We start from the raw sequence: 10,808 nt of genomic DNA, 5'->3' as shown, positions 1-10,808 counted from the left end.
CCCACCCACAGAGTGCCGGAACAGCGGTTACTTGGCTGCGGTTGCGGTAGGTGCGATCTGATCCCCAAACCAGACCCAGGCCTTGCTGTCCGTTCCCTCCCCCTTGACGTAGACGTACCCTGTTTGCTGCCAGGGCAGAACGGCATCCCTCTTGTTGTCCAGGATGAGATCGCCGCGATCCGTGCGCACCCTCAACACGGCATGCCCGGCGCCCAGTTCATCGATGACAACCGTCATGCGCATTGCTCGTCGCGGCAGCCCCCGTTCAACCAGGAGCTTGCGCTTGAGCAGTTGGATGTCCTCACAGTCGCCAAGCCCGTCGTCCGGATAATCCCAGCGATCCACGACACCCCAGTGATCCTGGTCGGCCACCGCCGCGATCGTTCGGTTGACGTGCGTGTTGACCTCCTGAAGAGAGGCCCAGATGCCGTCGGTCAGCGGGATGGTGTCCGGCTCAGAAGAGTCGATCGAGCACTCTTGTGGCTGCTGATCACAGAACTGCATCCAAGCCAGCGTCGGTCCGGCTTCTCCGGAAGAGCGAAGATGTTCGCTGACGATAGCCGGAGCCACAGGAGAGGGTTCTGGCGTCCCGGCGAGAGCCGGGTGAACGCCCCAGAGACACAGAAGAGCGGCAGCTTGGCCTATCCGCCTGAGGACACGATAGACACACTTCTCCTGTTGAGCGCGAAGCCCTCTCGATGCATTCCGGCGCATACCTTGCTCGCTTGGCTTATTGTATGGGCATTGGTCCACACGCAGTAGACCTGCACAGCGACTAGGCAGGAAGTACTTGAATGCCTGTTTTTGGCTCGCCACCCGCTGATAATGCGTGCGGTTGCCTATTGATCAGGCAATATTTAATCCTGAAACTCCTTCGCCATGAACTGCCGCTCAGCCGGCGTCGGATGTCCGAGCTCCACGATCTGGCCGCTTGTCTCTCTCGCCTTGACCATCGCTACGGCCCGCGATCCATCAGCCGCGACCAGGAAGGTGAGGTAATTGTCAGCGCAGTCATGCGGTTTGCAGATCGCCCCGACAAAGTACACCTTGCTGTCCACCGCCACCTGCTCAACTGGCATGCCGGTCCCATCAAACCGACCAAACCAAGGCGTGCGCTTCAACCCGACCGGAAGGATCTTCAGGTATGCCCGATAATGAACGGGCATCTTCTTGCGCAGGTCCCACGGGTACTGCGGCATGCCAGGTGATGTCGCCTGGACGGAGATTCCCGGACCGAGAAGCAACCCGGCGCCCAGAAGGCTGACACCAATAACGTGCCTGAGAAACCGAATAGCCATTGCCGCCCCTTCGATCTCGTGCTGGCCTTTTGACCGTGTCACGGATCATCCGGGAATTTACCCAGGCTCGATGATCAGTCTACGCTGAAGACCCGGTCGACCCAGCCAAACTGCCGCTAAAGTAAATGCCAAGGCCAGCCACACTGTTCGGTTAAACCCCTTGGGTCACTCTATGACCTCAGATCAACCTGAACGCGAACTGGGGATTGAGATCAGCTACGCTTGAGGCTTGCGAAAGCGTTCTGGCATTTGGGGATTACTGGCAGGGTTTGTGTCGTGTCGGGACAATCGTGAGATCCGGGTGCCATCCACCAAGGGCTGCAAATCGGCCTCAAGGGCGTCAGCCTCCTGCTTCGGATACACCTCTCGGCCATTGATGTGGAGAGCAAACGACTTGAGATGCTTGGCCTTCTTTATCGGATCCTCAATGGTCGTCTTGGTCCATTCATAAAGCGGGTAGCCCTCAACCCCATCCGCCTCAGCTTGAGCAACATAGTCCGAAAAGGCATCGAGCTGGCATTTCATGGTCGCGTCGTGCTTATCCAGGATCTGAGGCAGTGGTCCGAGTATTGGAGTGGCTGCATCGCGTCGTGCAGCTTCAGCAAGCTCATCAGCCAGATAGATCCGCAACTGGTATTGCCACTGTTCACTCATGCCTCAGCTCCATCGAAATAGTGCGGCATAGCTGATTGCCGCGAATTCTATCACCTTTCTTCAAATCGAGCAGAACTGAAAAGCGTGGTCAGATCAAAGCGCGAATTCGGCCGAAGTGAATGAAGGTCAGCTAACCCCAGGAATGCAGAACTTTGTGTAGGGTCTGCTCCGTGCCAGAAGCGGTCGTTCGCGTTTTCACAGTGGAGCGTCGACTGAGCATACGACGCCAGTCTCAGAAAACTCGATCCGCACCTCGCCGGCGAGTTCTTGAGCCAGGCTGCGCTCAATGAGCCGCGTGCCGAAGCCCCGGCGGACCGGCTTCTGGACAGGCGGTCCCGCCGTCTCCTCCCACAGCAGATGCAGGCGCGGGGGAGTGCTCGTGCCATCCAGCGTCCAATGGACTCGGATCTGCCCCGTTCCGTTGGATAATGCCCCATATTTCACGGCATTCGTCACCAGTTCCTGAAGCGCCATCGCAAGCGGCAGCGCCATGCGCGGGGGAACCTGTACGCTCGGGCCCTGGACGTGGATGCGGTTCTCCCCGAGGCTGCGGTACGGCTCGACGGCCTGCGCGACAATGTCGTGAAGAGCCACATGCGCCCAACTTCGGTCGGTCAGCACATTGTGAACCTGCGACAGCGCGATGAGACGGCTCTCGATGGCGTCCGAGGCATGGTCAAGCGAGGGCGCGTTCCGCAGGGTCTGCGAGGCGATGGACTGCACCGTCGTCAGAGTGTTCTTCACCCGATGATTGAGCTCGCCGATCAGAAGATCCTTTTCCCGCACGGCCGCTCGCAGCTCGTCCACGACCCGAAGGCGCTCGATGGCGGCGCCAAGCAGATTGGCATAGCTGCGAAGAAACTCGATGTCCGATTGCGTGAAATCCCGGGGTTCGCGGCTGTCGACCTGAAGGACGCCAAAGGGTGGCCGCCCCTTGCTGCTCAGCACGAGCACGTTCACGAACGCCTTGACCCCATGCTCCTTCATGAAGTCGTGGTACTCGAAGCGATCCTCCTCATCGAAATTCTTCGAGATGACCGCGCCCTCCTTGAGAGTCAGCCCCTCCGGTGAGTTCTCGGCCGCCGTGACAGTGACCTCTCCGACGATTCCTGGTCTCCACCCGATGCCCGCGCGGACTGCGAAGGTCTGACCATCGGGCAGGAGTTCCATGAGCTTAGCCAGGTCGGTTTCGAGCGCCCGGCTGATGAGCTCGCAGGCCCTGTTCAGGATATCATCGATGGTCTCGGTCTTGAGGGCGAAGTCCCCGAACTCTGCCAAGGCCCGCTGCTGCTCCAGCAACTCCTCTTGGTCGGTATCGTCTTGGTTAGCCATCTAATCGAGCTTCGCCGTGGTAAGAGGGTGTTCAATTCTCCAAACGTTCGAGGGTTCCGGATGCCTAACGTAGTCCACGGAAGCATTACATCGCCGTCACCGACAGGAAGGCTCCCTGGGAGCGCAGACGCTTCTCAGCAAATTGCCTTTATGGAGCCCGACACGCTTGATGAGGTGATTTGGTAGTCCATGGAGGCACTCTATGCGGCGGGAGGATCATGAAAATTCCAGTCGTAGAAGATGATGTCTTCGCCCGCGAGGTAGCCGTGGCGGGGCTCGAAGAGGCCGGGTGTGAGGTCACAGAAGCGGCTAGCGGAGGACAGATCCTCAGGTTCCTGCAAGCCGGGATTGCTGTCGATGCCCTATGGACCGACGTTCGCATGTCGGGGGCTCAGAGCGAAGAGGTGGCGAGGGCTTATCACGAGCGTTGGCCTGCCCATCATTATGTGGCAGGCCCTGCGGAGCTGATGCAGCCTGCCCCTCGAGGGGCATTCTCTCGAAACCCTCCAACCTCTTTCAGGTGATCGGCTTCTTGAACGCATTATCGGCCAGAGGTGGGTGCCAGCTGAACGCGGCGTAACGATACTAAGTAATCAACCTATTCAGTCGCCTTCAGCGAAGCAGGAAGGGCGCAGATCCTGCTGCGGGCAAGTCTGCGGCGGTGGCTTGCCTGTTGAAGCATGTCAGCGACTCGGGTCAGCCCTGCCGACCCCGCTCCTCAGCCACCATAGCCAAATGAGAAGCTATCTGCGTCCTGGTCCAGAATGGCCTCTACCTCCCTGACCAAGACAACGTGCGGTGTTTGCTAGCGTGTTCGTCCTTGGGCTACCCTCCAGCATGCTACAAAAAGGAAGACGCCTTTGCGACGGCTCGTTGTCATCTCCAATCGCGTGGCTATTCCGGACGCTACCGGGAAAACCGCTGCAGGAGGCTTAGCCGTGGCCCTGCACGAGGCCCTGCAAGCTTATCAGGGGCTGTGGTTCGGCTGGAGCGGTAAGGTTTCAGCCCATCCGGCGGCCCAGCCCAAGATCATCGACAAGGGGCAGGTGCAGTATGCCGTCATGGACCTGACGTCGCTCGACCGGCAGGAATACTATAACGGCTTCGCCAACCGGGCGCTCTGGCCCATCATGCACTATCGGATTGGTTTGTCCGAGTTCTCGCGGGCTGATTACGCAGGGTACTTGCGGGTCAATCGGAATTTCGCCAGTGCATTGGCCCATCTGATCCAGCCTGACGATCTTGTCTGGGTTCATGACTATCACCTCATCCCTCTTGCGAGCGAACTGCGGGCGGTCGGGATAACCAACTCGATCGGGTACTTCCATCACATTCCCTGGCCCGCTCCTGAAGTGTTTGGAGCTCTTCCAGGCAGCACAGAGCTCCTGCGCGTCATTCCGGACTATGATCTTGTGGGTGTGCAGACAGAGCGGGATGCCGACAACCTCAGACGCAGCCTCGTCCAAGACCTTGGCGCTGTCCACCACAGGGCCGATCTTCTCGACGTCGGAAGCCACCGTGTTCGCATTAAGAGCGCTCCAATCGGCATTGACGTCCATGGATTCCAGCAAGCCGCCCAACGCTCTGGCTCAAGCCGGCTTCTCAAGCAGACGATTGCTGGACTGGGAACCCGCAAGCTGATCATCGGGGTTGATCGCCTGGATTACTCAAAGGGCATTCCTGAGCGCATGGAAGCGTTCGAGCGATTTCTGGTCAACCATCCGGATCAGCGGGGACGGGTGACCTACCTGCAGATCGCCCCAACCAGCCGCAGCGAAGTGCCCGAGTACGCGACCCTCAGCCGAGTTGTGAATGAGACACTGGGGCGGATCAACGGCTCCTTGGGTGAGCCAGGCTGGGTGCCGATCCACTATGTAACCAGTACCTATTCTCGTGCAGTCCTTGCACGCCTTTATCGGCTGTCTCGGGTCGGCCTCGTGACCCCTATTCGGGACGGGATGAACCTGGTGGCCAAAGAATACGTGGCCGCGCAGGACCCGCAGGATCCTGGTGTTCTCATTCTGTCGAAGTTTGCCGGAGCTGCTGAGGAGCTCACCGATGCCCTCATTGTTAATCCCAACGACAAGGTCGAGGTCGCGGAGGCGATTCAGCAGGCGCTGCACATGAGCCGTGATGAGCGGGTCGCACGCTGGCAGGCGATGTTGAACGTTCTGTGGGATTCCGATGTCTCACGGTGGGCGGCGTCATTCATCAAGGATCTCGCCGGCCGCAAGGCAAGCAGGGCCCGCAGCAAGATTGCTCTAGCCAAGAAAGAGAATGAACATCGCTAGTGGATGGAATCTGACACTTGGTTCCGCAAGAAGCTGAACGTTACCGCGTCGTGGGACGTTGGTGTGGTGCCATGAACCCCATTGTCGTGATCGCCGCCTCTGCTGGTGGTCTTGGGCCGCTCAAGCAAATCGTTGCGGCCCTGCCAGACCCTTGCGCGGCATCCGTCTTCATTGTTTTGCACATCGGCCCTCATCCCAGTCTGCTCCCGCAAATCCTGAGCACGGTTGGCAGGCTTTCCGTCTCGCATCCTGACGGCGGCACCCTGATCCAGAGCGGCCATGTCTATGTCGCGCCGCCTGACCATCACATGACACTGGAGTTGGGCCGCATCCATTTGGATCAGGGACCGAAGGTCAATCATGTTCGTCCCGCCGCCGACCCTTTGTTCCTCTCGGCGGCTGAAATCTACCGCGAGCATATCATGGGCATTGTTCTCAGTGGTGGAGACGGGGATGTAGCGGCTGGACTACGCGCAATCAAAGGGCACGGCGGCATAGCTTTTGTCCAGAAGCCGGAGGAAGCTGAGAATCCCAGCATGCCATATGCAGCGATTATGGCGGGCCATCCTGATGCCTGCCTGTCAGTCGCGGGAATTGCCGAGCGCATCGCCGCACTTTGCCCCGATGGTTTGACGCCCGGACGACCATCGGACGAGCCCAAATGACGGACTGGACTCAAATGTCAGATTTGCACCACTAGGAGCCGCATAAGGAGCACCGTGGGATCTGTTGCGACTCTGTCTTTCCCACCCCGGGACTACGGCCTGTGCATGCGGATCCATCGTTGAACGGGTTGTGATGGTGGAGATCCCCAACAGCCTCGCATGAGAGGGTTTGGGTCAATAGTTCATGCCTAGTCCTTCCCGGCGAACTCTTCTGCGGTTTCGGTAGAAACCTGATCGTGTCCTTGGATCCGCGGCTCAAGCCGATTTACATCAGGTGGCCCCGTTGCTTCATCGCTCAATACGACTGCACCACAATCCCTCCTGCACGAGGGTACGGGGCTTCGGAAGAGTGGAACCACCCTTGGAATGGCGGCATGTTTCAGCTCTGGCCATTGGCGGTCCGCTCGCCCCGGATCCCACGAGGCTGGTTGGTCAAAAGGAAGAGATGGTGCAACGGTCACTAAGACGGGATCAGGACAACCAGCTTTACGACAGGTGCCGTGAGCACGTGGTTGTGTATTGGACCTGATCCGCGAACTCCCATCCGGGCCCGTCAAACTGGCTAACGGGAAGCGCGACAATATGAAGATTTCGACCCTCCCTGGGGAGGGTCGGTGCCATGAAGATCACCTTTGCGCAGCGTCGCTCGGACTGACTTTACCGTCGGTCCCGGCCGCCGAAGAACAGGCGTTCAAGCTCGGCTTGCCCTTTCTCGCGGGCTTTAGTCTCGGATGGATGCAGCCGGTCGGATCGTTGGATCAGCCTGCCACGCTCTCGAATAGTCCACTGAAAGTGTCCTGCCGGTTTCTCGCAGGGAAAGACCTCTAGTGAATAAGGGTACATGGGTTCGGTGTTCATGGAGAACTTATGGCACGCGTGGGCTTCTCTGGCCAGTGCAGTGATGGCTCGATGATTAGCTGGCCATAAAGGACGTGTCGTACGCGGAGACCTTGAGCGGATTGGGTACGTTGTTCTGCCTGCCACCTCGCACGTCGGTTGGTTGCGTCGCGAGCTTGGAGTACCGGCGAATATGCCGGAAAATCCGCAATATGTGGCATTTTCCCAACGAGTGGGCCCTTTGTTTGGGTTTAAGGGGGCGCATCGCTGGTCGCGGAAAACTGGGTCTAATTTTTCCGCAAGATGCACTAGATCTCTCTTCAGATTTCATCCGCTGCTAGCGGGATCCGTCCATATTCAAAGTAAAAACAGGCAACACTTGCAATTCTCATAGAAACGACCCATATAGCGCTTATCGGATTTTGGCCGGACAATCGGGTCGTTTCGCTTTTGGTCTTTCCAGGCGCACGTTCGGACTTTCTTACCATTACATCGACGAACCGGGTTGAGGTCGCGCTTTGGCGTGCCTTCGCTCACGTGCATCTGCGACAATCGCGAAAGGCTACCCCTATGATTACGGGCACAGTAAAATTCTACAACGAGATAAAGGGCTTCGGCTTTATCCAGCCGAACGATGGCAGCAAGGACGTGTTCGTCCATGCGACTGCTCTTGAGCGTGCTGGCATGCGCAACCTCGTCGAAGGCCAGAAGGTGGCCTTTGACACCGCGGAAGACCGCCGCTCCGGCAAAATCGCTGTCAATAACATCGAGAACGCGTGATCTTTGATGATAGGCTCAGAACATTATCTGTACCGCTAAGCCTTGAAGCCGCTCCCGCGTGGGGCGGCTTTTTCGTTTGTGTCACCCAACACCCGCAGCGCTCGCCCGCGCGTCACGGTCCATCTTCAGGAGAAAAAGAATGTCTCACAAGTATAAGGTTCATCAGTTGGTTCGCATCACCCATCCGAACTTCTCGGACAAGCGTGCCAGTTCAAGCGGCATCTACGAGGTAACGCGTCTTATGCCGGCCGATCAGACCGGCGAAGTTTCGTACCGCATCAAATCAGCCGGCTTCGGCGAGCGCGCCGTGCGCGAGAGCGAGATCACTGCAAGGGCCTCCGAGATTTGAACAGCGGCGAAGCCTTCTTCCACGGATCGCAGATTTACGAACCGGTCGCGCTGCTTCAACGGGGCGATGAGATCCTTTACGTCGCCCGCGTTGGCATGAAGGCTTCACGGCAGTTTATGATCCTGACGCCCACGGGTGAGCCTGCTTGGCCGCATGAGCCTCTCGGATATCGCCTGGGCGCTTCGAGCACATGAATGGCACGACGTGATGCCTGAGCCAATTGGACAGAACGAGCGTTTGGCCAAGACATTGGCTCGCCTGCTGATCAAACGCACTTAGGTGATCGGCTCAACAGTGGATGCCCAGGTAACGGACACGGGGAAACAAGATGACAACTGATCAACCGACCAATCTCGATGCTCATCGCGGCATGGCAGCCCAGAAGGCCACTGACCTTCGGCGTCTCCGGTCGGAAGTCGAAGCCGACCAGAAAGCACTGCGTACGAGACAGGCGGAACTCGAGGATCTGCTCGCAGCCGCACCTGCCACTGATTGGCACGAGGCGGCTGAGAAGGCACGCTATCTGCTTGGCCTCCTCGCGCAGAGTTTGGATGCAAGCGATCAACGTCGCCGTAAGCTGATCGAACGGGTGCTGGCCGACTTCGACCATTTGCTCGGCAAGTAAAATCAGTAGCGCTTTCTGACGAGCTATTCATGATTCCCTGGGTCCTCCTTGACACGGCAAAGATCCCTGGTGACGGGGGCGAATTGCGTCTCAAGAAGCGTGGGGCCGAGTTCTCCATCATGCTGGGCAGCAACGAGCTGATGAATAGCCGCCTCAGTGGTTCGGAGGAGGCGCTTGCTCGATTGGCTTGTTTGAAAATTCAGGATCGTCGGAAGCCGCAGATCCTTATTGGTGGGCTGGGGATGGGCTTTACGCTTCGCGCTGCGCTCGTCGAACTCAACCCCGATGCTCAGGTTACCGTGGCTGAACTACTGCCGGCTGTTGTGGCATGGGCCCAGGGTCCTATGGCCGAAGTATTCGGCGATAGCCTGACAGATCCGCGCGTCCGCATGGTCGAAGGGGATGTTGGGGGTCTGATAAGGTCTGGCCGCTCTGCTTACGATGCTATTCTGCTCGATGTTGATAACGGGCCCGAGGGGCTGACACGCAGGGCCAATGATAGCCTCTACGACTTGCCAGGACTGAGTTCCGCCCGGACGGCGCTGAAGCCTGGCGGGGTCCTGGCCGTATGGTCGTCGGCACCGGATCGAGCCTTCACCCAGCGCCTGCGCACGGTAGGGTTCGTCGTGAATGAGGTCGGCGCTCGCGCCCACGGAACACGTCGCGGCGCAAGACACACGATCTGGATTGCGATCAAGTAAGGCGCCTCAACTGCCTCGCAGGTGCGAAGCTAGTTCGTTTATATGCCCACCTGACCCGCAAGCTTTAGTAGCTTTGAGATTGCCGTCAGGTCTGCGGCCCGTTCACCAATTCGACGAAGGGCTCAAGGCTGGCGTAGGGCAACGTGAACTTCTCGCCCCGGAACATCATCGGCACGTCCTGACCGCCTGCGAAACCGGACGTCAGCTTGCTGCGGACCATGAAGGTCTCGCCGGCCGTTACTGGCCCCCACGGTTGATCAAGATGATCAATCACGCCGAGATCGCTCAGCTTGGATTCGATGGTTTGGGTCCGAGCGTGTGAAGGCTGTTGACGGAGGCTGCTCGCCACATCGTCACGCATGGTGGCATAGGCCGGGTTTCGAACCTTGTAACGAAGGTCCGCATCTTGGATGAACCGTCAAACTGAACCTGCAGCCATCTGCTGCAACTTGGTGAGCGGCTGCTTCTCCGGCTTCGCCGCCTTTTTCAAGGTCTTGGCATTGGCCAGGGTCTCGGCAGGCTGAACATCTGCGATCAGCGCCCACTTTTTCGACCATTCCACCGCTCGGTAGCCACCTTTGGTCAGGCGATCCGTGAACTCGAGAATATCCTGGTCGATGGGACGTTTGCCACCGCTGGCCTCAAAGTACCGCAACCGCATCTCGTCCGGCAGAAGCAGATAGAAGTTGTCGCTCTTCACGTCGACGTCGAAGATATCGGTGACCTTCACGACCTGATCGCGCGTGGCTGGTGCCTCGACGCCGTCGCCAGTCGGGAAGACCGTGGTTCCCTTGGAAACGCGGATGTAGCCGCCGACCTGAATCTCCAACATTTGTTCTTCGTCTCTCTGTTATGGGGGCAGCGCGAGCTGGGAAGGTCAAGGGTCTGAAAATGGGAACGGCACCCGAAGGTGCCGTTTCTGTTGCTAGGCTATCCCGAGCCCCGGATGGTTACGCCGCGAGGCGCACCGCACCCATGTCAACGTTGTCGTTGGCATTTATGAATTTGCACTATCAAGGCCGTAGCTCAGCCTAATCGCAACCTAGCCTTTATTGCGCCCAGTCGAACCCATGTCGCCCCCCTCACAAACACACCGGGGCAGCGGCCCGACCTCAACGAAAGGCCAGTCGCCCAAACCCCGTCCTGCGGTACCTGGACGGCCGGTGTGCTTGTGGTGGAGGCGGCGGGAATCGAACCCGCGTCCTAAACGCCTATTCCACTCTGCCTCTACGATCATAGTCAGGCGAACCTGACATATCCGATATAGGGGTTCGCC

General features: G+C 58.6%; 12 protein-coding genes and 1 other RNA gene. 6 read left to right on the top strand and 7 right to left on the bottom strand.

Features of this window, described 5'->3' with window-relative positions; translation table 11 throughout:
* Nucleotides 1–27: 27 nt before the first annotated feature.
* From DDF70_RS33575 to DDF70_RS33560, 4 genes are all read right to left on the bottom strand, one after another.
* Entirely contained in the window at nt 28–714 is a 687-nt protein-coding gene (locus tag DDF70_RS33575; protein WP_114948914.1) for a transglutaminase-like cysteine peptidase, read from the bottom strand.
* A 143-nt stretch (nt 715–857) separates the two neighbouring features.
* On the bottom strand, nt 858–1,340 hold the full coding sequence (locus DDF70_RS33570; protein WP_162820866.1) for an Ivy family c-type lysozyme inhibitor: 483 nt from the start codon (nt 1,338–1,340) through the stop codon (nt 858–860).
* A 174-nt stretch (nt 1,341–1,514) separates the two neighbouring features.
* A complete protein-coding gene (locus DDF70_RS33565) occupies nt 1,515–1,952 on the bottom strand; it encodes a hypothetical protein (RefSeq protein ID WP_114948912.1) in 438 nt (145 codons plus the stop codon).
* Nucleotides 1,953–2,147: 195 nt separating this feature from the next.
* Nucleotides 2,148–3,284 carry a sensor histidine kinase gene (locus tag DDF70_RS33560; RefSeq protein ID WP_114948911.1) on the bottom strand — a complete coding sequence of 379 codons (1,137 nt, stop codon included), beginning with the start codon at nt 3,282–3,284 and terminating at the stop codon, nt 2,148–2,150.
* An 860-nt stretch (nt 3,285–4,144) separates the two neighbouring features.
* On the opposite strand from DDF70_RS33560, the gene DDF70_RS33550 reads away from it, so the two are divergent.
* The 6 genes from DDF70_RS33550 to DDF70_RS33515 all read left to right on the top strand — a co-directional run bounded on the left by DDF70_RS33550 (nt 4,145) and on the right by DDF70_RS33515 (nt 9,532).
* Nucleotides 4,145–5,575: an alpha,alpha-trehalose-phosphate synthase (UDP-forming) gene (locus DDF70_RS33550; RefSeq protein WP_245435753.1), complete on the top strand. Its 1,431-nt coding sequence runs from the start codon at nt 4,145–4,147 to the stop codon at nt 5,573–5,575.
* Nucleotides 5,576–5,646: 71 nt separating this feature from the next.
* Nucleotides 5,647–6,240 (top strand): chemotaxis protein CheB, encoded by a 594-nt coding sequence (locus DDF70_RS33545; protein WP_114948909.1) that lies wholly within the window; start codon nt 5,647–5,649, stop codon nt 6,238–6,240.
* Nucleotides 6,241–7,647: 1,407 nt separating this feature from the next.
* Nucleotides 7,648–7,857 carry a cold-shock protein gene (locus DDF70_RS33535; RefSeq protein WP_114948907.1) on the top strand — a complete coding sequence of 70 codons (210 nt, stop codon included), beginning with the start codon at nt 7,648–7,650 and terminating at the stop codon, nt 7,855–7,857.
* A 139-nt stretch (nt 7,858–7,996) separates the two neighbouring features.
* Nucleotides 7,997–8,206, top strand: coding sequence for a hypothetical protein (locus DDF70_RS33530; RefSeq protein WP_009762607.1), 210 nt, complete (start codon nt 7,997–7,999; stop codon nt 8,204–8,206).
* 328 nt (nt 8,207–8,534) lie between these two features.
* Nucleotides 8,535–8,831: a hypothetical protein gene (locus DDF70_RS33520; protein ID WP_114948905.1), complete on the top strand. Its 297-nt coding sequence runs from the start codon at nt 8,535–8,537 to the stop codon at nt 8,829–8,831.
* 29 nt (nt 8,832–8,860) lie between these two features.
* A complete protein-coding gene (locus DDF70_RS33515; RefSeq protein WP_114948904.1) occupies nt 8,861–9,532 on the top strand; it encodes a spermine/spermidine synthase domain-containing protein in 672 nt (223 codons plus the stop codon).
* 85 nt (nt 9,533–9,617) lie between these two features.
* Here the strand turns inward: DDF70_RS33515 and DDF70_RS33510 are convergent, their stop codons facing one another.
* The 3 genes from DDF70_RS33510 to ssrA form a co-directional block, all read right to left on the bottom strand.
* The gene (locus DDF70_RS33510; protein WP_114948903.1) at nt 9,618–9,893 is read right to left on the bottom strand and encodes a hypothetical protein; all 276 of its coding nucleotides are present in this window, start codon (nt 9,891–9,893) and stop codon (nt 9,618–9,620) included.
* Between the two features lie 57 nt (nt 9,894–9,950).
* Nucleotides 9,951–10,364, bottom strand: a complete 414-nt coding sequence (locus DDF70_RS33505) for a hypothetical protein (RefSeq protein ID WP_114948902.1) — start codon at nt 10,362–10,364, stop codon at nt 9,951–9,953.
* A 76-nt stretch (nt 10,365–10,440) separates the two neighbouring features.
* Nucleotides 10,441–10,804, bottom strand: a transfer-messenger RNA (tmRNA) gene (ssrA, locus tag DDF70_RS33500).
* Nucleotides 10,805–10,808: the final 4 nt, after the last annotated feature.

Source organism: Microvirga calopogonii, from assembly GCF_003347665.1.
In the GTDB taxonomy this organism is placed as follows: Bacteria; Pseudomonadota; Alphaproteobacteria; order Rhizobiales; family Beijerinckiaceae; genus Microvirga; species Microvirga calopogonii.
Note: the sequence above shows the minus strand (reverse complement) of the source record. Positions and strands in the feature narration are given on the sequence as shown.

What these genes read in the sequence shown, in the direction of transcription:
- DDF70_RS33575 (WP_114948914.1), bottom strand. Translation starts at nt 714, where the DNA reads ATGCGCCGGAATGCATCGAGAGGGCTTCGCGCTCAACAGGAGAAGTGT.
- DDF70_RS33565 (WP_114948912.1), bottom strand. Translation starts at nt 1,952, where the DNA reads ATGAGTGAACAGTGGCAATACCAGTTGCGGATCTATCTGGCTGATGAG.
- DDF70_RS33560 (WP_114948911.1), bottom strand. Translation starts at nt 3,284, where the DNA reads ATGGCTAACCAAGACGATACCGACCAAGAGGAGTTGCTGGAGCAGCAG.
- DDF70_RS33545 (WP_114948909.1), top strand. Translation starts at nt 5,647, where the DNA reads ATGAACCCCATTGTCGTGATCGCCGCCTCTGCTGGTGGTCTTGGGCCG.
- DDF70_RS33535 (WP_114948907.1), top strand. Translation starts at nt 7,648, where the DNA reads ATGATTACGGGCACAGTAAAATTCTACAACGAGATAAAGGGCTTCGGC.
- DDF70_RS33530 (WP_009762607.1), top strand. Translation starts at nt 7,997, where the DNA reads ATGTCTCACAAGTATAAGGTTCATCAGTTGGTTCGCATCACCCATCCG.
- DDF70_RS33520 (WP_114948905.1), top strand. Translation starts at nt 8,535, where the DNA reads ATGACAACTGATCAACCGACCAATCTCGATGCTCATCGCGGCATGGCA.
- DDF70_RS33515 (WP_114948904.1), top strand. Translation starts at nt 8,861, where the DNA reads ATGATTCCCTGGGTCCTCCTTGACACGGCAAAGATCCCTGGTGACGGG.
- DDF70_RS33510 (WP_114948903.1), bottom strand. Translation starts at nt 9,893, where the DNA reads ATGCGTGACGATGTGGCGAGCAGCCTCCGTCAACAGCCTTCACACGCT.
- DDF70_RS33505 (WP_114948902.1), bottom strand. Translation starts at nt 10,364, where the DNA reads ATGTTGGAGATTCAGGTCGGCGGCTACATCCGCGTTTCCAAGGGAACC.